The organism is Paenarthrobacter nicotinovorans, from assembly GCF_007670255.1.
Classification (GTDB): domain Bacteria; phylum Actinomycetota; class Actinomycetes; order Actinomycetales; family Micrococcaceae; genus Arthrobacter; species Arthrobacter nicotinovorans_B.
On sequence record NZ_SZVS01000006.1, the window covers coordinates 231555 to 251789 of the forward strand.

Annotated in this window: 17 protein-coding genes and 1 tRNA gene; 7 read left to right on the forward strand and 11 right to left on the reverse strand. The window is 63.3% G+C overall.

Annotation, left to right across the window (positions count from 1 at the left end):
- Positions 1-38: 38 nt before the first annotated feature.
- The 4 genes from FDP28_RS11640 to FDP28_RS11655 form a co-directional block, all read right to left on the reverse strand.
- Complete coding sequence (locus FDP28_RS11640) at positions 39-4571, reverse strand: ExeM/NucH family extracellular endonuclease (RefSeq protein ID WP_144661589.1); 4533 nt, start codon at positions 4569-4571, stop codon at positions 39-41.
- A 182-nt stretch (positions 4572-4753) separates the two neighbouring features.
- Positions 4754-5245: a septum formation family protein gene (locus FDP28_RS11645; protein ID WP_186313602.1), complete on the reverse strand. Its 492-nt coding sequence runs from the start codon at positions 5243-5245 to the stop codon at positions 4754-4756.
- A 174-nt stretch (positions 5246-5419) separates the two neighbouring features.
- Complete coding sequence (locus FDP28_RS11650) at positions 5420-6205, reverse strand: VOC family protein (protein WP_144661591.1); 786 nt, start codon at positions 6203-6205, stop codon at positions 5420-5422.
- Between the two features lie 136 nt (positions 6206-6341).
- Positions 6342-6432: transfer RNA gene (locus tag FDP28_RS11655), tRNA-Ser, on the reverse strand.
- 102 nt (positions 6433-6534) lie between these two features.
- Here FDP28_RS11655 and FDP28_RS11660 point away from each other — a divergent pair.
- The 7 genes from FDP28_RS11660 (at position 6535) to FDP28_RS11690 (ending at position 12851) form a co-directional block, all read left to right on the forward strand.
- Positions 6535-7518 (forward strand): NAD(P)H-quinone oxidoreductase, encoded by a 984-nt coding sequence (locus FDP28_RS11660; protein ID WP_144661592.1) that lies wholly within the window; start codon positions 6535-6537, stop codon positions 7516-7518.
- A 27-nt stretch (positions 7519-7545) separates the two neighbouring features.
- Entirely contained in the window at positions 7546-8103 is a 558-nt protein-coding gene (locus FDP28_RS11665) for a PadR family transcriptional regulator (protein WP_144661593.1), read from the forward strand.
- A 142-nt stretch (positions 8104-8245) separates the two neighbouring features.
- Entirely contained in the window at positions 8246-10516 is a 2271-nt protein-coding gene (locus FDP28_RS11670) for a carbon starvation CstA family protein (RefSeq protein ID WP_144661594.1), read from the forward strand.
- Positions 10516-10707, forward strand: coding sequence for a YbdD/YjiX family protein (locus FDP28_RS11675; protein ID WP_144661595.1), 192 nt, complete (start codon positions 10516-10518; stop codon positions 10705-10707). The genes FDP28_RS11670 and FDP28_RS11675 overlap by 1 nt, the downstream gene beginning before the upstream one ends.
- Before the next feature lie 79 nt (positions 10708-10786).
- Positions 10787-11440 carry a bacterial proteasome activator family protein gene (locus FDP28_RS11680; protein WP_144661596.1) on the forward strand — a complete coding sequence of 218 codons (654 nt, stop codon included), beginning with the start codon at positions 10787-10789 and terminating at the stop codon, positions 11438-11440.
- 8 nt (positions 11441-11448) lie between these two features.
- Entirely contained in the window at positions 11449-11889 is a 441-nt protein-coding gene (locus FDP28_RS11685; RefSeq protein ID WP_144661597.1) for a hypothetical protein, read from the forward strand.
- Positions 11890-12011: 122 nt separating this feature from the next.
- Entirely contained in the window at positions 12012-12851 is an 840-nt protein-coding gene (locus FDP28_RS11690) for an aldo/keto reductase (RefSeq protein ID WP_144661598.1), read from the forward strand.
- A gap of 92 nt (positions 12852-12943) precedes the next feature.
- Here FDP28_RS11690 and FDP28_RS11695 read toward each other — a convergent pair whose 3' ends face one another.
- The 7 genes from FDP28_RS11695 to FDP28_RS11725 are packed head-to-tail and all read right to left on the reverse strand — an operon-like array spanning position 12944 to position 20154.
- Positions 12944-13267: a putative quinol monooxygenase gene (locus FDP28_RS11695; RefSeq protein ID WP_144661599.1), complete on the reverse strand. Its 324-nt coding sequence runs from the start codon at positions 13265-13267 to the stop codon at positions 12944-12946.
- Positions 13267-14439, reverse strand: coding sequence for a levoglucosan dehydrogenase (locus FDP28_RS11700; RefSeq protein WP_144661600.1), 1173 nt, complete (start codon positions 14437-14439; stop codon positions 13267-13269). Before FDP28_RS11700 ends, FDP28_RS11695 begins: the two co-directional genes overlap by 1 nt.
- A 30-nt stretch (positions 14440-14469) precedes the next feature.
- The gene (locus tag FDP28_RS11705; protein WP_144661601.1) at positions 14470-15285 is read right to left on the reverse strand and encodes a sugar phosphate isomerase/epimerase family protein; all 816 of its coding nucleotides are present in this window, start codon (positions 15283-15285) and stop codon (positions 14470-14472) included.
- A complete protein-coding gene (locus tag FDP28_RS11710; protein ID WP_144661602.1) occupies positions 15282-16433 on the reverse strand; it encodes a Gfo/Idh/MocA family protein in 1152 nt (383 codons plus the stop codon). Before FDP28_RS11710 ends, FDP28_RS11705 begins: the two co-directional genes overlap by 4 nt.
- Positions 16434-16439: 6 nt before the next feature.
- Complete coding sequence (locus tag FDP28_RS11715; protein WP_144661603.1) at positions 16440-17426, reverse strand: ABC transporter permease; 987 nt, start codon at positions 17424-17426, stop codon at positions 16440-16442.
- A gap of 3 nt (positions 17427-17429) precedes the next feature.
- A complete protein-coding gene (locus tag FDP28_RS11720) occupies positions 17430-18938 on the reverse strand; it encodes a sugar ABC transporter ATP-binding protein (RefSeq protein WP_144661604.1) in 1509 nt (502 codons plus the stop codon).
- A gap of 55 nt (positions 18939-18993) precedes the next feature.
- Positions 18994-20154, reverse strand: coding sequence for a substrate-binding domain-containing protein (locus tag FDP28_RS11725; RefSeq protein ID WP_144661605.1), 1161 nt, complete (start codon positions 20152-20154; stop codon positions 18994-18996).
- Positions 20155-20235 lie beyond the last annotated feature (81 nt).

Consider the following 20235-nt stretch of genomic DNA (forward strand, 5'->3'; position numbering starts at 1 on the left):
TGGTTGAGGAGCCTGGCTCTTTGGTTTTCAGGGGAGGTTCAGCCCCTCAGGCACTTCTGGTACTCCAGCCATGCGAAGGCATAACGGAGCCAGCCCACGATGTCGTACCACTTGGACGGCTTGGTTGGCTCGGTGCACTGCGGTGGCTGGGGCCCGCTTGCAGCCACCTTAACCAGCGCCTTGACCGTGGTTCCACTTTCGACGGCGGTCAGCACCACGGTGCCGGTTCCTGCGGCGGCCGCTGCGGGAACCTTGAGGTTCACTGTGGCGGAGCCGGCTGCAACGGGCACGTCGCCGAGCACCAGCGAGGCGCCCTTGGCGTCGGTAAAGACTGCCTTCAGCGTCTTGTTGGCCGGGCTGCCGATCGATGTCAGGTCCAGTTTGGACACTGCCAGGGTGATCGGGTCGCCAGCTTTGACCTCGGCGGCGGTGGTGTTGGCGACAGCGACGGAGCGGCGGGCAAAGTCAGGCGACACCGGGTTGTGTCCCTGCAGGTACTTGATCCAGGCATCCCTGTCCACCAGGCCGGTGTCCTTCGTGTTGCTGCCTTCCTTGAAGACCCGGAAGTTGTCACCGCCGGTTGCAAGGAAGCTGAAGGTGCCGATCCTGTACTGCTTGGCAGGGTCAATGACCGCGCCATCGACCCAGATGCCTGTGACGCGGTCGCCTGCGGCGCGGGCGGCGTCGTAGGTGTAGTTGACGTTCTTGGACAGGCCCAGCTGCTGGTACGGGCGGCTGGGCACCGTTCCGTCCGGGTTGGTCTGCCACTGCTGCTCCAGGAGAGTCTTGAACTGCGTACCTGTCAGCGACGTGGTCCACAGATTGTTCACGAACGGCAGTACGGCGTTGGCTTCTGCGTAGGTGATGGTGCCGTCCGGCGCGTAGTAGAGCTCGTTGCGCAGGCCGCCAGGATTCACGACGCCGATCTCCGCCGCGCCCAGTTCCGGCGCCTTGAGCGTATCCACCAGGGAGTCCGCCACCAGGTTGCCCAGCGTCGATTCGCTCGCGCGATCGTCACGCTTGGGGGCGCCGCCTGCCGGGTCGGGAGTGAAGGCGGTGGTGATATCGGCCGTTACCGCACCGACCGGCTGGTTTCCAATTTCTGCGGCATTGGCCAGGGCCTTATCCACGATCGTTTTGACTGTGGCAACGCGCGGATAGGCGGCTACCAGGCTTGCGGCAGTGTCTGTGGTGCGGTCCACGACGGCTGCTTTGTAGGCCGTCACGGACTTGGAGGCAGTATCCACCGTGAGCGTCACACTGCCTACGTTCTCGCCGTAGTTGCCGGTCTGCATGATGGGTCGGGTTTTGCCTGTGGGCTGGCCGTTGGAGTCCAGGATGGGTGCATCCCAGGCGTATTCCTTGTGGGTGTGGCCGGTGAAGATCGCAGCGACGTCCGGGGTGGTTTCGTTGACCAACTTGGCGAACGGGCCACCTGCCGCCACTTCCTGTTCCAGCGTTGCGCCCTCGGGTGTTCCGGATGCCGCGCCGTCGTGGTTCTCCACGATGATCAGGTCAGCTGCGTTGTCGGCCTTGATCTTGGCGGCAACGCGGTTGATGGCTTCCACGGGGTCCCCGAATTCCAGGTCGGCGATACCTGCCGGGGTCACCAGGGTTGGCACCTCCTGGGTGACTGTGCCGATGACGGCGACCCGCATGCCTTTCATGTCCAGGACTTTGTACTCCGGCAGGACCGGGGTGGTGGTGCCCTTCTGGTAGACGTTGGCGCCCAGGTAGGCGAACTTCGCGTTGGCACCTCCTGCAATGACGCGGTCGCGCAGGTCCGGCCAGCCGCCGTCGAACTCGTGGTTGCCTACTGCCGAAGCCTGCAGTTCCAGGGCATTCAGGACGTCAATGGTGGGCTGGTCCTTCGCTACCGAAGACGCGAAGAGGGAAGCGCCGATGTTGTCGCCGGCCGAGATGAACGCCGTGGCGCCCGGGGCGGCCGCCGCACGGAGCTTCTCCACAGTGCCCGCGAAGAGCACCGTGTTGTTGTCGATGCGGCCGTGGAAATCGTTGATGCCCAGGAACTGCAGGTCGACTGTGGCCGGTGCGTCCGGGGCAAGGTTCAGGCCGACCACCACGGGGTCGTGGTCGCTGGCCCGGAATTCGTCCGCAGCGTAGTAGTTGGTCACGTTGTTGTTGTACCGGCTGTACTCCAGTGCCACGGATTCCACGGAGTTGATGTTCCAGATGTCGGTTCCGGTGACTTTTTGAGCCGCCGCGGGGGAGGCCAGGATGTGGTCCAAGGAACCGACCATTCCACCGAACAGGTAGGAGTGCTTGCCGGTGCCAACCTCAAGGTCGGTATAGCCGGCGCCGGTCAGGACGTTGATGGGATCTTCCTTGCCGTAGGCGTTGAAGTCGCCGATCAGGAACACCTTGTCGGTTCCCTTGGAGGCCTGCAGATCCTGCGAGAAGGCCAGCAGGGACTGGGCCTGCTTGGTCCGGGCAATATTGGAGGCGCCCTGGCCCTTGTCGGTATCGTCCGGGGTGGCTGCTGAGCCCTTGGACTTGAAGTGGTTCACGATCGCGATGAACTTCTTGTCATCGGCTCCGCCAACTGGCTTGAACACCTGCGCCAGCGGCTTGCGTGCACTCGCGAATGCCACGGTGTCGTTGTGGATGATGGATTCGCCCACCGGTTCCGCCGTTGCCTTCTTGAAGATGAATGCCGTGCGGATCATGTCCTCGTCGGTCAACGGGGGAGCGTTCGCAGGAGTGCGGACGTAGTCCCAGACGCCCGGGGTCTTGACGTTGAGGGCGTCCACCAGCTTGGACAGTGCGTCATCACGGTTCCTGCCGAACTGTGCCGAGTTCTCGATCTCTTCGAGGGACACGACATCGGCGCCGGACTTGGTGATGGCCGCTACGATCTTGGCCTGCTGGCGTTCGAAATTCTCCGCGTTGGCGGCACCGCGGGCGTTGCAGCCTTCCTTGACGGTGATCGGGTTGCCGTCCCGGTCGGTGTAGAAGACGCAACCGCTCAGCTGGTCGCCGGTGGTGGGGAAGTAGTTGAGCACGTTGAAGGAGGCCAGCTTGAGGCTTCCCCCAACGTCTGCCGGGCCCTCGGGCCGCGACGCGGTAAAGGTCGCAGGCTGGACGGAGTCGGCGTTGGCCGGGGTGAGCGCGGTCAGGGGTTGGAATTTCCAGGAGTTGTTGCCGTAGCCCAGGATCACGTCGGTCTTGAACGTGGCGGGTGAACCCACACGGACAGGATCGGAGGTTGTAAGGTACGGGAGCTGCTGGGCCTTGGTGGTGGCGTCCTTGAGGAAGTTCGTGGAGGCACCGTCGTCGAGCTTGATGGCCCGGAGCGCATTGTCAGCCACCACCGCCGCATACTCCGGCGAACCGTAGCTGGCTACCGCCGTCGGCTGCACCAAAGGCGAGGTGCCTGCAGCGAGGCCGATTTCGCCATACTGGTTCAGCGAATAGTTGTCCGTGACGGTGAAGTCGCCCTGCGGCGCAATCAGCATGCCTTCCAGGCTCTCGCGGGCCGCTTCATTGGCCGGGAGCGCGAACGGCGTGGATTTGACCTCGGGTGCGGCCTCCGTGAGCTTCTTGAGGCCCGCGGCCTCGACCGTGAGCTGGGTCTGGTTGGCAAACTCACTGACCACGCCGGTCAGTTCAAGGTAGTCGCCCGGCTGGACCGTCGCCGTCGTCGTGGGTGAGTAGACGAACAAAGCGTCCGACGCCGTCCTGGCCGCCCCGCCGTTGTCGCCACCGGTTCCCGGGGTTTGGACGTAATAGCCGTTGAATCCGCCGGTGGCGTAGACGGCGGTCACCTTGCCGCGCGTCGTCACGGTGCTGCCAACGAAAGGACTGGCTGCGCCGGTGCCCTGGATCTCGGCGATGGACTTGGTGCCAGGCTCAGGCTGTGGATCCGGGGGCGTCCCGCCTCCGCCCGACGCCGTCGGCGTGATGGAAGCGTTGAGGCTGAAGTCAGCTGCGTTGGAGTCTGTGTCCACCCCGTTGGTGCGGTTGAGGCTGCGGACATCCGTGTTGCTGGACGGTCCTGTTGCGGCCGCCGTCTCAAAGGTGTTGGAACTGCCATAGCCCAGGAGGTCCGCAACGGCCGCGTTGCCGGTCACGGAGCCGGCAGGCAGGGATGAGACCGCGGTGGCCTGCTTGGCGAGGATGAGTGTTCCTGCCGTGCCGCTGGGGTTCAGCGTGCCGGTGGCCTGGACATCCGCAATGGGAAGCGCAGGGGCCGTGGAGGTGCCGCTGTTCGTGGCGCCCTGGATCAGGTAGTAGCCCTTGGCCGGAATGCTGCCGGTCAGGGGAGTGATGCCGGTAGGGGCTGCGGCACTGGTGGCTGAACGGTACTGCAGTGACCAACCGGCCAGGCTGACTGCTGCGTCAGAGGAGTTGTAGAGCTCCACGAACTTGTTCTTGAACGCTGCCCCGCTGCTGCCGCCGCTGAGATAGGCCTCGTTGATCACCACCGGCGAGGTGCCGCTGGGTGCGGCTGGATCGTCCGCCGCGAAGGCGGGTGCCGCCGTCAGCGGGGCCGCAAGCAACCCGACTGACAGGAATGTTCCCGCCGCTGTTTTCCAATGGTTTTGGTGCATCCGCTCTAACTTTCATGAGGGAGCCCTGTGGGGCCCTGTGGACGACGCCCACCGTCTTGTGAAGTGGGCGATATGCCCGGAAGTTACTCCGGGGTAAAGCTGCCTCGGGCATAGCTGAACACGAACGGATGAATGGGAAGTGGCCCCCGGGTGGCCGGTTGGAGTGCCGGCCACAACGGGTCCTACTTGGCGGCGCCCTTGAGGGTGCCGGTGGTTGCGGCCCCGGCAGCGGCGCCGATCAGGCAGACAATCTCACGATCGCCGGTCTTCCAGGAATCGCTGGTGGGGTGGAGGAAAGTCACGTCGAGGGCGGACTCTTCGAAGGGCACTCCGACGAACGAGGCAAACTGCGCGCCACAGAACTCTTCTGCTTTGGTTCCCACCTCGGTGGTCCCGGGGAACGTGGAAGTGTCGAGCTTGGTAACGGCGTAGGCCTCAAGGTCGTGGCTCTGATCGCACGGAATGATGGTGACGTCCACAACTTCCTCGGTATCAGGGTTGGCGATGCAGTCACCCAGTTTCACTTTGAAGGCGTCAGCTTTGGACGATTCCGTCGGTTTGCCGGATTCATCCCGCTTGGCATCCCCACTGCTGATGAGCGAGCATCCCGCCAGCGCCAGCGATGCCATGGTCAATACGGCAGCAGCCCTGAAGGTCTTTGAAAGGTGGAGCATTCTGGTCCTCATTCCAGGAGGAACACAGGATTCCTGTGGAACGGCCTGTGGTCAGCGATGAGGGACCCAACAAGGTTTTCCCACGCCGGTCGATCCCCCAAGGCCGACGATGAGAGGCTCCGGCCGGCCGCCCCTGGGTAGGGGGCAGCCTGGCCGGACCCGAATTTTCATAGTCTAAGCCGACTGGCCCTGGTCCTGGATCACCTTGAACACGGCACCGGTCGGATCGGACAACGTAGCCAACCTGCCGAAGGGGGTGTCCTCCGCAGGCTGCATCACAGTGGCGCCCAAGGCCGTTGCCTGCTCCACGGTGGCGTCGGTGTCCGCAACGGCGAAGTACACGCTCCACATCGAGGGAACCTCGTCGGGCAGGAAACCGGAGGCGTCCATGATGCCTGCCTTCGCGTTCTCCCCGGATCCCAAGGTGGTGTACCTGAACTCCGGGGTGTCGCTCATGACATCCGTTTCCCAGCCGAACACCTTCTGGTAGAACGCCACGGCGGAGTCGTAGTCCTTGGACAGAAGCTCGTGCCATGCAGGCGAACCCGGTTCGGCGGCGACCTCGAAGCCCTTCATCTCCCCGAACTCCCACGCACCGATCGAGGCGCCGGAGGAGTCGCCGTACATCGCCATGCTGCCTTGCTCGGGAACCTCCATGGGTTCCATGTACACCTGGCCCCCATTGGCTGCCGCGGCCTCGGTGGTCGCCTTGATGTCGTCGGTGCGCAGGTAGGTGGACCAGAGATCCGGCATGGCACCCATGTCGGCCTGTTTCTGCATGATCCCGGCTACGAGCTTCCCGTCCTTGGACGCGGTGATGTAGCCGCCGTACTTCTCTTCGTCTCCGGTCTCATAAGTCCAGCCAAAAAGTGCGTTGTAGAAGGACTTCGCCCTCTCGGTATCGGAGGTCATCAGGTCGATCCAACACGGCGAACCGGCAGTGATATCGGGCGTAGGCATGTGTGCAGCTCCTGTTGTCAGGCCGCGGCACATTCCGCGGCTGATGGTTTAGTGGTGGAGACAGGAAGAACACTATGCGGGGGCTCCGACAATTTTCAACGAAAATGCCCCGGGTTCAACAACCCGGGGCATTCATTGGCGGAAGGTAAGGGATTTGAACCCTTGGTACGGGGTTACCGCACACTGGTTTTCAAGACCAGCTCCTTAGGCCGCTCGGACAACCTTCCTCGCCTAGTAGTGTTTCATAGGGAGTTGGCTGTTCCAAAACATCACGTCCTCCAGCCCCTGCCCCGGGTGCCGGATGACAAGCAAGAAACCGGGAGTTCGTCATGAAAGCCGTCTACATCTCAGAGCCGGGCGGGCCCGAAGTCCTCGAGGTCCGCGAGGTCCCTTCCCCGGTGCCGGGCGACGGCGAGGTGCTGATCGACGTCGTCGCTGCAGGCCTGAACCGCGCGGACGTCCAGCAGCGCCGCGGCTTCTATCCGCCACCGCCGGGAGCCTCGGACATCCCCGGGCTTGAAGTATCGGGCCGCATCGCGGCCTTCGGCCCCGGTGTCACCAAGGCCTTCTCCGTGGGCGACAAGGTAGTGGCACTTCTCTCGGGCGGCGGCTACGCCCAGCAGGTGGCCGTGCCCGCTGAACAGGTACTGCGCGTCCCCGAGGGCGTGGACCTGATCACCGCCGCGGCCCTCCCCGAAGTGGCCGCCACGGTCTACTCGAACCTGATCATGACGGCCCAACTGCAGCCCGGCGAGACGGTGCTCATCCACGGCGCCACGGGCGGCATCGGCACCATGGCCATCCAGCTGGCCAAGGCTTATGGTGCAACTGTGGCGACGACGGCCGGGACCGATGAGAAAGTCGGCACGGCCAAGGCGTTCCTGGGCGCCGACATCGCCATCAACTACGCCGAGGAAAACTTCGTTGAAAGCCTCAGGGCACAAAACGGCGGCAAAGGCGCCGACGTCATCCTCGACGTCGTGGGTGCAAAGTACCTGCAACAGAACGTCGATGCGCTCGCGGAGTACGGCCGGCTGATCATCATCGGTCTGCAGGGCGGCACCACGGCGGAAATCAACCTCGGCCAGCTCCTCAGCAAGCGCGCTGCCGTGATCGGCACCGCCCTCCGGCCGCGGTCGGTTGCCGAGAAGGGCATCATCATGACGGCGGTGCGCGAGTCCGTGTGGCCCATGGTCACTGACGGCCGGATCACGCCGCTGGTTGCCAAGTCGTTCCCCCTGGACCAGGTCCGGGAGGCCCATGGGTACTTCGACTCGGGGGAGCACGTGGGCAAGGTCCTGCTGCTCCTCTGACATTACCGACGCGCAGCAAGGAGCCTCATGTCGATCCGGCACAGTCTGCTGGCCCTGCTCCAGGACCAGCCCAGGTACGGCTATGAGTTGCGCGTGGAATTCGAGGACCGGACAGGTGCCGCCTGGCCGTTGAACATCGGCCAGGTGTACACGACGCTCGATCGGCTGGAGCGCGACGGCCTGGTCAGCAAAGACGGCGACGACGGCGGTGGCCACGTCATCTACAGCATCACTGACGCAGGGGTTGAGGAAGTCGGGGCCTGGTTTGCCGGTGCTGTTGACCGGGGGAATCCGCCCCGGAACGAGATCGCCATCAAGCTGGCGCTCGCCGTGACCATGCCCGGAGTGGATGCCGCCGCCGTCATCCAGTCCCAGCGCGAGGTGTCCGTCAAGGCGCTCCAGGAGCACACCCAGGCGCGCAAGGCAGTCTCAGCCAACCAGCGTTCTTCGGACACTGCCTTTCTGCTGGTGCTCGATTCCCTGGTCTTCCAAGCAGAGGCCGAGGTCCGGTGGCTGGACCTCTGCGAAGCAAGGATGGTGCAGAGCCTGGGGAAAGGCGGATCAAGCAGCCCCGGGGCGAACTGACCGCTCACCGCAGCGGGGATACCGCTCAACGCAACTGCCGTATCGGACCGTGGGTTACCCCGGTAAGTGGGGTACATACTTGCTAGCTTGCCCGTGACGCACGTCCGAGCCAGGGCAGCACAGCAGTTCTCAAGGAGGAGATATGGGCAAGAATCCCGACCAGACCGGACTCATGGAGGGACTTGATCCCACGCTGCCTGCGCCCGCAGTTGACGATTCGGTCCGTGAAGCCGAGGAACGCAAGTGGACCCCCGCGAAGATCGGTCTCTGGGTGGCGATTTCGCTGCTGGGAGCAGTGGCATGGTTCATGCTCGCGTTGGTCCGCGGCGAAACGGTGAACGCCATCTGGTTCGTTTTCGCCGCCGTGTGTACCTATCTGATCGGGTACAGGTTCTACTCCAAGGTCATCGAGCGGTACCTGCTTAAGCCAAACGACCGCCGCGCCACCCCCGCGGAGTACAAGGCCGACGGCAAGGATTACGTCCGCACCGACCGCAACGTCCTGTTCGGCCACCACTTTGCGGCCATCGCAGGCGCGGGTCCGTTGGTGGGACCCGTCATCGCGGCCCAGATGGGCTACCTCCCTGGCACTATCTGGATCATCATCGGCGTCGTATTCGCCGGCGCTGTGCAGGACTATCTGGTGATGTTCTTCTCGATGCGCCGTGGTGGCCGCTCGCTGGGACAGATGGCCCGCGAGGAACTTGGCGTCATTGGCGGTACCGCCGCCCTGATCGCCACCTTGCTGATCATGATCATCATCGTGGCCATCCTTGCCCTGGTGGTTGTCAACGCCCTGGGCGAGAGCCCGTGGGGTGTCTTCTCCGTTGGCATGACCATCCCGATTGCCCTGTTCATGGGCGTCTACCTTCGCTACCTCAGGCCAGGCAAGGTCATGGAGGTGTCGATCATTGGTTTCGTGCTGCTGATGGCGGCCATTATCGGCGGTGGCGCCGTGGCAGGAACCGAGTGGGGCGCAGCATTCTTCCACCTGGACAAGGTGACCATCGCGTGGGGCATCATCATCTACGGTTTCATCGCCGCCATCCTCCCCGTATGGCTGCTCCTTGCACCGCGTGACTATTTGTCCACGTTCATGAAGATCGGCGTGATCGTGATGCTGGCTGTCGCCATCATCGTGGTGCGTCCGGAAATCACTGTCCCGGCGTTCAGTGAGTTTGCCGGCCGGGAAAACGGGCCGGTCTTCTCCGGCGCGCTGTTCCCCTTCCTCTTCGTGACTATCGCCTGCGGTGCCCTGTCCGGTTTCCATGCCCTGATCTCTTCGGGAACCACGCCCAAGCTGATTGAGAAGGAACGCCAGACGCGCTTCATCGGGTACGGCGGCATGCTGATGGAATCCTTCGTGGCGATCATGGCCCTGGTTGCTGCGATCTCGATTGACCGGGGCATCTACTTCGCCATGAACGCGCCGCTGGCCCTGACCGGTGGCACGGTTGAATCCGCTGCCCAGTGGGTGAACAGCCTGGGACTGGCCAATGTGAACATCACGCCGGATGTCCTTGCGCAGACGGCCAAGGACGTGGGTGAAGAAAGCATCATCTCCCGTTCCGGCGGTGCCCCGACGCTGGCCGTCGGCTTGGCGCACATCATGCAGCAGTTCATCGGTGGCCCCGCCATGATGGCCTTCTGGTACCACTTCGCCATCATGTTCGAGGCCCTGTTCATCCTCACGGCAGTGGACGCCGGCACCCGTGTTGCCCGGTTCATGCTGCAGGATTCCATCGGAAACTTCGTTCCCAAGTTCAAGGAAGCCTCATGGCGCCCGGGTGCATGGTTGTGCACGGCCATCATGGTCGCTGCCTGGGGTGCGGTGCTCCTGATGGGTGTGACGGATCCGCTGGGCGGCATCAACACGCTGTTCCCGCTGTTCGGCATCGCCAACCAGCTTCTCGCCGCCATTGCTTTGGCCGTGTGCATGGCCATCGCGGCAAAGAGGGGAGCGTTCCGGTACTTGTGGATCGTCGCCGTCCCGTTGGCGTTCGCCGCCGTCGTCACCATTACGGCGAGCTTCCACAAGATCTTCTCACCGGTCCCAGCGGTCGGCTATTTCGCCAACAACGCGGCCTTCTCGAAGGCGCTGGCGGATGGCAAGACGGAGTTCGGCACCGCCAAGACCGTCGCAGCCATGGAAGCCGTGGTCCGTAACACCATGATCCAAGGTGTCCTCTCGGTGATCTTCGTGACCCTGAGCATCATCGTGATCCTCACGGCCCTGATCGCCACGGTCAAAGCCATCCGCGCCGGTGGTGGACAGGATCATGAAGATCCCGCCGTGGCCTCCAAGGTCTTTGCTCCTGCCGGGCTGATCCCGACGCCGGCGGAGAAGGAACTGCTCGCCGAATGGAACGCGCTGCCGGCGGAAAAGCGGACCCACAAGGCCGGGCATCACTGATGAACGCCGTCACCAAGGGCTTTCGGAGTTTCGCGGCCTACCTGGGATCAATCATGGGTGCAGACGCGTATTCGAAGTACCTTGAACACTTCACCACTTCGGGCCATTCCGGTCCCGCCATGACAGAACGCGAGTTCTGGCGGGACCGGATGGACCGGCAGGACAGCAACCCGCAAGGCCGCTGCTGCTGAGATGTAGTTTCGCTACGAACGAAGTCCAAATTCCGGTTGTGGCCAGAGGTTCGCGGGAACCACGTGAGAGTATGAACGGATGAGCGATCTGAACGACATTCAGCCCACGGATGAGGCTTCGGACGACACCCCCGTGGAAGGAACCACGCTGGACGGCGACACAGCGGCGCCCGACGGCCGTCAAGCCCCCGAGGGACAGCCAGCGAAGGATGCCAAGCCCAAGGGCGGCAACCTTCAAGAGCTGGTGGACGAACCAGCCAAGGTGATGCGGATCGGCACCATGATCCGGCAGCTCTTGGAAGAGGTTAAGAGTGCCCCTCTCGATGACGCTGCCCGGAACCGCCTTGCCGAGATCCACGAGCGGTCCATCAAGGAACTCGAAGATGGGCTGGCACCTGAGCTGATCGAAGAGTTGGAACGCATCAGCCTGCCCTTCCCCGAAGACCAGGCTCCTTCGGATGCCGAACTTCGGATCGCCCAGGCCCAGCTGGTCGGGTGGCTTGAAGGGCTGTTCCATGGCATCCAGGCAGCGATTGCAGCGCAACAGGCGGCGAAGGAACACGCGGCCGCGCAGATGCAGCTCCGCCAACTGCCTCCGGGAACGGTCATCGCTCCGGGCATTGTCATTGGCGAAAACGGGCAACCGCAGCGAGCTGCTGCGCCTGGCGCTCCCGGTGCCGCTGCCAATGGTCGCCCGGAAGATCCCGACCACGGTCCGGGCCAATACCTCTGAGTTTGCTGGTGGGTTTCTTTGGGGCCGTCCGGCAAGGGCGGAAAGATGATCTTGAGCTCGGCAAGGGCCTGTGGCGCCGTGCACACGACCGGTTCCATCGCGGCCTGGACCGCTACCATCAGGTCTTGGAGGGTGTGGACGACGAACAGCTCTACAACGAGCTGGTGCAGATCGCCAATGAGCTGGCGGAGTTGTCGCCCCGGGTGCGGAGCATTTGCGTAGAGGCGCAGCGGCGCTCGCCCAGCGACGGCCTGGACGTGCCGGGAGCCCTCGCCGGGGTGCACCGGGCCTTGTCCAAAGCAGGCAACTCGCTCGCGACCACGGCTGAAGCTGCCGCGATGTTGCGTCTGGCTGTTGGTCCCGTGCCTGTCGGCGCCCTGTCAGTGCGGCGCAGGGCCGAGTCGGTCTTCGAACAGGTGGCCGACGCAGAGCGGCAACTGAATCCCTAATATGCGAGGCGTTCGCAACTACCCGCGCACGCGTGTATTCCCTGCATGCAATAAGTTAAGCGGATAGCTGATCTTCGTCATAATCTGGTGAAACTCCGTGGCAGGGCTGGCAGGATACAACCATGACTTCGTCACCAGAACTTACTTTCAATGACGGCAACACCATCCCCCAGCTCGGCTACGGGGTATGGCAGGTTGAAGACGATGTAGCCGAAAAGGTGGTGCGCCAGGCTTTCGACGCCGGGTTCCGCCACATCGATACCGCCAAGATCTACGGCAACGAGGCCGGCGTCGGCCGTGCCATCGCCTCCTCCGGCCTCTCTGCCGAGGAAATCTTCATCACCACCAAGCTGTGGAATGCGGACCAGGGCTACGAATCCACGCTCGAGGCCTTTGAGAAGTCCCTCGACCGCCTCGGCCTGGAAACCTTGGACCTCTACCTGATCCACTGGCAGCAGCCCAAGCAGGAGAAGTACGTCGACACCTGGAAGGCCCTCATCGAGCTGAAGAAGCGCGGCCGGGTCAAGTCCATCGGCGTCTCCAACTTCACCAAGGAAGGCCTGCAGCACATCATCGATGAAACCGGCGTCGTTCCGGCCATCAACCAGGTGGAGCTGCACCCCTTCTTCAACCAAGCTGAATTGCGCGAGTTCAACGCCTCCAAGGGCATCCTCACGCAGGCCTGGTCCCCGCTGGGCCAGGGCGGCGAGCTCCTCGAGAGCGCAACGATCTCGGAAATCGCCGCCAAGCACGGTGCGACTCCGGCACAGGTTGTCATCGCCTGGCACCTGGCCATCGGCAACGTCGTCATCCCCAAGTCCGTCACGGAGTCCCGCATCCAGGAGAACTTCGCGGCCCTGGACGTCACGCTGGATGACACCGACATCGAGGCCATCAACAACCTTGACCGTGGTGCCGAAGGCCGTATCGGCCCGGACCCGGCAGTCTCCGACTTCGCCTAAAGTCTGAACCAATGCCAAGTGCCCCGCTCCCATCATGGGAGCGGGGCACCAGCGTTTAACGCCCGACGGCGGGTGGCCGCCTGCGTACTGAATCAGTCCAACGGTTCCAGCATGGTCACCCGGAAGGGCACCTCCAGCAACGGCTTCACTGCCTCCACGAAGTCCTTGACATGCTGTTGCTGGTTGTGGGCGTCGAGGTCCTCCTGAAGGGCCCAGCCTTCAAACATGACGAAGGTGCCGGGCTGCTGCTCATCCGCGAAGACGGTGTACTCCAGGCATCCGGCGTCCTTCCGGCTCTCGGCTTGGAGCGAGCCGAGCACGCTCCGCAGTTGGCTTTCACAGCCTTCCTTGGCCCTGAACACCGGCATGAGCCACACTTCTGCCGGCTTTTTGATGGTGGGCATTTCGTCGGTCATCAAGCGGTTATTTGGGGAACATCAACCCAGGACTCTTTGGCCGCGGACTCGACGATCGCGTCGTCGATGAGGGCGACTTGGTAGCCGTCGGCGAAGTTGGGGTTGACGCTGCCGCCTTCCGCGATGGCTTTGAAGAAGTCATAGGCTTCGATGATCTTCGTCTCTCCGTACCCGATGCCCAGGGCAGGAATGGGCCACAGGCCGTCTCCATACGGGTGCGACGGGCCGGTGTAGACGGTCCGGAAGCCTCGTCGGTCGGCCGGGTCCGACGCGAAGCAGACCTGAAGCTCGTCGCGGCGTTCGTAATTGAAGACGATGCTGCCTTCGGTTCCGTGGATTTCGAAAGTGATGTAGTTGTTCCTGCCGTGCGCGTTGCGTGTTGCTTCGACGGATCCAACGGCACCGTTTGCGAAGCGGATCATGGTCATTACTTCGTCATCGACATCGACATCGCCCCGCGGGCCCTCTCCGCCGCGTACATTGCCGAGCGCATCCGCGCCACCGGTCTGGAGCGGGCGCTCCGGGATCCACGTCGAAAGGACTGCGTTGACGGCACTGAACTCACCCACGAGGTACCGCGCCATGTCGATGACGTGCGTGGCGATGTCACCCAGGGCCCCGGAGCCTGCGATGGATTTCTGGAAACGCCATGACAACGGCGAGTTCGGGTCGGCGCTCCAATCCTGGAGATAGGTTCCCCGGAAGTTGAGGATTTGGCCGATTGCGCCTTCTTCGATGTACTTCTTGGCCAGTGCCACGGCGGGGGTGCGCCGGTAGTTGAAGGCCACCATGTGCACGAGGTCCTTGTCCTTGACGGCGTCATACATGGCCTTGGACTCTTCGCCGGTGCGGGCGAGGGGCTTCTCGCAGATGATGTGCTTGCCCGCTTCGGCGGCGGCAATGGCGATTTCAGCGTGCAGGTGGTTGGGTGTTGCGATGTCGACGACGTGGATGTCGGGGTCGTCGATGATGGACCGCCAGTCCGACGTCGAATTCTCGAACCCGAAGCGCCGGGCGGCTTCTGCGGCCAGTTCGGGATTGGCCTCCGCGATGACCTTGCGGACCGGCAGTGCCGGGGCAGGCCAGAAGAACATGGGCATGGCGGCATAGGCGAGGGAGTGGGCTTTGCCCATGAAGCCGCCGCCGATGAGGCCGACATTGAGGTTTTGCATATAAATCGTGGTCCTTCCGTGAAGCTTTTCTTAGAGGAGTGTCTCGAGGTATTTTTTGCTGATTTTGGCTGCTTCGCTGGGGTCGCCGTCGTAATTGTCGAGCTCGACCATCAGCCAGCTGTCGTATCCGCTTTCGCGGATCGCAGCGATGATGTCGGGAAAATCGAGGTCACCTTCGCCCAGCGGCAGGAAGGTGAAGGGGTCTTCCCGGAAGTCCTTGAGGTGGACGTGCCGGATCCGGTCGGAGTACTTGCGGATAACTGCGGCCGGATCGGCTCCGCCTGCTGCCAGGTGGGCGGTGTCGGGGCAGAAACCGATCCTGGTCAGCGGCATGAGCTTGTCCAGTTCGTCCGGGCTCTCCACGATCGTGCTCAAATGTGGGTGGTAGCTCGCCGACAGTCCGAAGCTCTCCGCGATGTCCGTCACCCGGTCAAGAGCATGGCCCAGGAGGTAGTAGTCCTGCTCGGTGGTGCCGGCCGCCCGCCGTGCACCGCCCCCAACCACCAGCCGTTCGGCTCCGAAACTTGCCGCCAGTTCCGCCGCGCGGTGGATCCGGTGCATCTCGTCCGGAAGGATGTCGGCGTAGATGAAGTTGGCGCCTGTATACACGCTCGTCAGCTCGACTCCGTTGCTGCTGAGGATCCCTTTGAGCTCTTCGGGCTTGTCGGCGTATTCGGCCAGGTTTCCGTCGAACATCTCCACGCCCTGATATCCGACGGCGGCAATGTCACGTACCGCGTCGTGCATGGAGCCGTGGGTCAGGTAGAAAAGGTCCTTGACGCTCGTCACGCCTTGGGGGTGGCCGACCACGCCGCCCCAAGTGATGGAACAGTAACCAAGTTTCATTGCATTTGCCTTTCAGCTGGGTAAGACGTGTGGAATTCGGAGGGGCCGTCAGTAGTGGGAACGTCGACCCATGACTGCCGTGCCGCGGAGGCGACAACTGCTTCGGTCAGGACGGCTGCCCGGAGACCGTCGCGGAAGCCGGGCAGACCTTCGGGCGCGTGGCCCCGGACGGCTGCGTAGGTGTCCGAGATGAAGGCATTGAAGCTGTCCTGGTACCCCTGCGGGTGCCCCGCCGGGAGCGTGGCGTAACGCCGCCCGCCCTGAGTGGAAAGGGTCTGCGGGCCCACAGCAATGTGTGAGGTGGAATCGACGCGCCCGATGTGCAGGGTGTCCGGTGTTTCCTGGTTGAAGCTGAAGGATGCTTCCGTGCCATCGAAGGAGAACCACAGACGGTTCTTCCTCCCTGGACTGACCTGGCTCACCACCAACGAGCCGGTGGCCCCTTTGTCGGTCTCGAAGAGCAGTGTTGCTCCGTCCTCCGTTGACACCTGCGAGAGGTGGCCGTGGGTTTCACGTTTCTCGTGGGCCCGGCTGGTGTTGGCCATGAGCCGGGTGATGCGGTGTCCCGTGGTGAACTCCATCAGGTCGCACCAGTGAACGCCGATGTCACCAAACGCCCTTGATGCTCCTCCGAGCGTGGAGTCGACCCTCCAGTTCGTTGCCGTCGCACCTGCCAGCCAGTCCTGCAGGTAGGACCCGTGGAGCAACCAGAGGCTGCCCGCGTCCCCGTTGAGGATGCGGTCCCTGGCCTCACGGACCGCCGGATAGAACCGGTAGACGAAGGGGACACCGGTCACGACGTTGGCCTGTTCCGCGAGGGATGTCAGTTCCTTGGCATCCTCGACGCTGGTGGCCAGGGGCTTCTCGCACACCACTGCCTTGCCTGCCGCGATGGCCAGGCGTGCCAGATCCGCGTGCGTGGCGTTTGGCGTGCAGATATGGACAACGTCCACATCGTCCCGTGCGATCAGTGACTCCGGGGAATCGGCCGCGGCGAGTGCACCGAGCCGGGTGACGGCGGCTTCGGCACTGGCCCGGCTGCTGCCGGCAACGGCACTGATGGCGCTTCCTGCCGCGCGGACGGCGTGGGAGTGGACTGCACCCATGAACCCCGTGCCGATGATGCCTGCGCGTGGTGTGGACGTCATGCCCGGTCACTTCTTCCGGGCGAGTGCGACCGCCAGGATGATGATCGCGCCGCGGACCACCTGCTGCTGGCTGCTGTCGAGGCCTGCCAGGATCAGTCCGTTGTTGATCAGGCCGATCAGGAGGGCACCGAAGAGCGTTCCGATGATGGAACCGAAACCGCCGAAGAGGCTGGTCCCGCCCAGGATGACTGCAGCAATGGCCGAGAGTTCATCGCCTGCGCCCCACTGGAACCGTCCCGACTGGAGACGTCCGGCGTAGAGCATTCCGGCGACACTGGCCACCATGCCGGAGATCAGCAGCACCTGGAACTTGATGCGCTTGGTGTTGATTCCGGTGAACTCCGAGGCGTTGCGGTTGCCACCGGTGGCCAGGACCTGCCGGCCGAACCGGGTGCGGTTCAAGACGACGGCGCCGATGGCCACAAAGATGCCGCTCCAGACCACCAGGCCCGGAATGGGACCGAAGTTGCCGGAACCGAACAGTGTGTTGAAGGTGTCGTTCAGGATGGGCTGGGGTGCTGATGCCGTGATCCACTGCGCGACGCCCACGGCAATGCCGAGCATACCCAGGGTCACCAGGAAGGACGGAATCCCAAGGAGGCTGACCAGCGCTCCGTTGACCGATCCGACCACCAGGCCCACGGCCAAACCGGCGAGGATGCCTGGAACCAGGCCCCACTGTGAAAGGGCCATCGCGGTGCAGACGCTGGAAAGACCGGCCACCGAGCCCACGCTCAGGTCGATCTCGGCACAGGCGATGACGTACGTCATGCCCACGGCGATGACCGTGATGGTGGCCGTCTGCCGGAAGATGTTCAGGAGGTTGTTCGGCGACAGGAATCCCTGGTCGCGCAGCAGGACCGCGAAGATCAGGAAGACGACGACGAAACCGATGTAGATGACGTAGCGTCGCCAGTCCAGGTCCTTGAGAATGGTGCTGACGTTGCGGGGTGCCCCGGTGTCCCGTGGCGCGATGGTGTTTGTCTTGCTCACTGTTCAGACTCCCTGGACTGCAAGTTGTAGATATTCCTCGTCAGCAATGTCGCTGCGGGGGATGTCGCGGATGATGGAGCCGTCCTTGAGGACGAGGACGCGGTCGCTGACCGCGAGTAGTTCGGGGTATTCGGAAGAGATGACGATGATGGCTTTGCCATCACTGGCCAGCTCACGGATCATGTCGAGAATCTCGCTCTTGGTACCGATGTCGACGCCGGCAGTCGGCTCATCGAGGATGAGGATGTCGGGATCGGTTCCCAGCCATTTGGCGATGACCACCTTTTGTTGGTTGCCGCCCGAGAGCAGGCGCACGGGGCGGTGGGGGTGCGCGACCTTTACTGCGAATCTCTTGATCAGCGATGCGGACAACTCATTGCCTTTGGCACCGTCCAGAAGGGGACCCCGTTGGATGTTCTTCAGCAGCGGCAGCAGCAGGTTGTCCTGGACAGAGTGCTCCAGGACCAGCCCCTGCGCCCTGCGGTCCTCCGGGACCAGGGCGATGCCGGCGGTGATGGCCTGTGGCGGCGAGGCAAGGGCCACCTTCCTGCCGCGGATCAGGACCTGGCCGCTGTCCAGTTTGTCGATGCCGAAAAGTGCACGGGCGAGCTCCGTCCGTCCGCTGCCCATGAGTCCGGCCAAACCAAGGATCTCGCCTGGCCGCAGGGCAAAGGACACGTCCCGGACCCGGTGACCCGCGTTCAGTCCGCGGACCTCCAGCAGCGGCTCGTCGTCGTCGCGGATGTCGTTCCGCGCCCGATAGGAGAGCTGGCCCTCGACCTTCTTGCCGACGATTCCTTCGACAATCTGTTCGGGAGTAACGGCGGTCAGCGGCTCGGTGAGCAAGTGCTTTCCGTCGCGGAGGATAGTGATCCGGTCTGCGAGCCTGTACACCTCATCCATACGGTGGGAGATGTAAATGATGGAGATTCCGCGCTGTTTCAGCCGGTCGATGAGTTCGAAAAGCGATTCGGATTCATGCCGTGCCAAACTTGCCGTGGGCTCGTCCATAATCAGAACCTGGGCGTTCTGCGCCAAGGCTTTGGCGATCTCCGTCAGTTGCCAATAGGCGGTGCCCAACCGCGAGACTTGCGCGCCGGCGTCGACATCCACTTCCATCTCCGCGAAGACTTCCTTGGCCCGCCGCACCGCGGCGCGGTCATCGATGAGTCCGCCCCGGCCGAGGGGCTCGGTGCCCAGGAAGATATTCTGCGCAACAGTCAGGCTGGGTACCAGGCTGAATTCCTGGAAGACCATCCCGATCCCGGCGGACTTGGCGTCCTGGATCGAGTTGATGGCGGCCGGTTTGCCGCCGATCAGGATTTCTCCGGCGTCTGCCTGGTAGACGCCTTGCAGGATCTTCATGAGGGTGGATTTGCCGGCCCCGTTACCGCCGGCCAGCGCGTGGACCTCGCCTTTGCGGACATCGAAGCCGACATCCTTCAGGACTGACACGCCGTTGAAGGCCTTGGATATCGAGCGCATCTCGACGACATTGTCTGCGGTGTTCATTTCCCGCCCTTTCGGCGCGGTGCGGGGGAGACATCCCCCGCACCGTCGGGTCTGGCTACTTCTTGTAGGAGTCCTGGATGTCCTTGGGTGCGTCCTCGTGGTAGACCTGCTTCCAGGCATCAAGAACGTTCGAGTGGTCAACCGGGAGGGCGCTCAACGCCACGTAGGGAGGGGCCTGCTTGCCGATAAGCGCTCCTGCGGCGAGCCGGGCCTCGGTGACGCCCTGGTCGAACGGAACCTGGGCGCCGAGGCCGACGACGAGTTCGTCCTTGGCCAGCGCGATGGCCACGTTCTTGCCGAGGTCCTCCGTGGCGATCTTCAGGTCCTGCCGGCCGGCCGCGCGGGCTGCCGCCATGACGCCCTCTGCCGGAACGTCCCACACTGCCCAGATGCCGGCGAGGTCGGGGTACTTGCTGATCATGGCGTTGGCAGCAGCCTGCGCGTCTCCAGCGAAGTCAGGGCCTGCGATGCCCTTTTCCTCCACGATCTGGATGTCCGGGTATTCCTTGGTGATCGTGTCCTTGAATCCTTCATGGCGCTGCTTGGTCACGAAGAAATCGGCCTGGTGAAAGACGAGGCCAATCTTGCCCTTGCCGCCCAGGGCTTTGGCCATCTGGTGGGCGGACACGACGCCGTTGCCATAGTTGTCGGCGGATACGACTGAAACGTAGTCCGTCCCCGGGGTCAGTCCCTGCGGGACATTGTCCATGAAGACGAGCTTGGCGCCGGCAGCAGCGGCCTTCTTGTAAGCCGAGGCCGTGGCCACGGGGTCCGTGGGGATGGAGACGACAACATCCGGGTTCTGCGTCATCACAGTCTCAATGTCGGAGACCTGCTTGTCCGGCTTGAAGTTGGCGTCCGTTGTGGCGATGACCTTGATGCCGAGCTTCTCGAATTCGCTCTTGAGGCCGTTGACCTGGGCAGTGGCCCAGTCATTGCCGCCGTAGTGCATCACGATCGCGGCCTTGGCGTTGAGTCCCTTGATCTTCTGGATTTCATCGGCGGTCAGCTCTGCCACTGAAGCGGGTGAGGGCGTTTCACCATTTGGCCCTTTGCTCAGGACCTGCCCTTTGATTTTGTCCAGGGCCTGGGTGGCCTTTTCTGACACACCGGCGTCAGGTGCGTTTGAGGTGCCCGCTGCTGAGCTGCTGCACGAGGCCACGGAAAGTGACAGGACAGCGGCCAAAGCCACGAGGGGAAGCCTGCGGATCATCATTGTTCTCCAGTGCTTATGAGGGGATGTGGTGAGGGCGGGTTCCAGCGTGGCTGGAACCGGCGAGGGGGGCGGGCCCTCCTC

Bases quoted from the DNA above. Each gene is read 5' to 3' on its own strand.
- FDP28_RS11640 (WP_144661589.1), bottom strand. From the start codon at position 4,571: ATGCACCAAAACCATTGGAAAACAGCGGCGGGAACATTCCTGTCAGTC.
- FDP28_RS11645 (WP_186313602.1), bottom strand. From the start codon at position 5,245: ATGCTCCACCTTTCAAAGACCTTCAGGGCTGCTGCCGTATTGACCATG.
- FDP28_RS11650 (WP_144661591.1), bottom strand. From the start codon at position 6,205: ATGCCTACGCCCGATATCACTGCCGGTTCGCCGTGTTGGATCGACCTG.
- FDP28_RS11660 (WP_144661592.1), top strand. From the start codon at position 6,535: ATGAAAGCCGTCTACATCTCAGAGCCGGGCGGGCCCGAAGTCCTCGAG.
- FDP28_RS11665 (WP_144661593.1), top strand. From the start codon at position 7,546: ATGTCGATCCGGCACAGTCTGCTGGCCCTGCTCCAGGACCAGCCCAGG.
- FDP28_RS11670 (WP_144661594.1), top strand. From the start codon at position 8,246: ATGGGCAAGAATCCCGACCAGACCGGACTCATGGAGGGACTTGATCCC.
- FDP28_RS11675 (WP_144661595.1), top strand. From the start codon at position 10,516: ATGAACGCCGTCACCAAGGGCTTTCGGAGTTTCGCGGCCTACCTGGGA.
- FDP28_RS11680 (WP_144661596.1), top strand. From the start codon at position 10,787: ATGAGCGATCTGAACGACATTCAGCCCACGGATGAGGCTTCGGACGAC.
- FDP28_RS11690 (WP_144661598.1), top strand. From the start codon at position 12,012: ATGACTTCGTCACCAGAACTTACTTTCAATGACGGCAACACCATCCCC.
- FDP28_RS11695 (WP_144661599.1), bottom strand. From the start codon at position 13,267: ATGACCGACGAAATGCCCACCATCAAAAAGCCGGCAGAAGTGTGGCTC.
- FDP28_RS11700 (WP_144661600.1), bottom strand. From the start codon at position 14,439: ATGCAAAACCTCAATGTCGGCCTCATCGGCGGCGGCTTCATGGGCAAA.
- FDP28_RS11705 (WP_144661601.1), bottom strand. From the start codon at position 15,285: ATGAAACTTGGTTACTGTTCCATCACTTGGGGCGGCGTGGTCGGCCAC.
- FDP28_RS11710 (WP_144661602.1), bottom strand. From the start codon at position 16,433: ATGACGTCCACACCACGCGCAGGCATCATCGGCACGGGGTTCATGGGT.
- FDP28_RS11720 (WP_144661604.1), bottom strand. From the start codon at position 18,938: ATGAACACCGCAGACAATGTCGTCGAGATGCGCTCGATATCCAAGGCC.
- FDP28_RS11725 (WP_144661605.1), bottom strand. From the start codon at position 20,154: ATGATGATCCGCAGGCTTCCCCTCGTGGCTTTGGCCGCTGTCCTGTCA.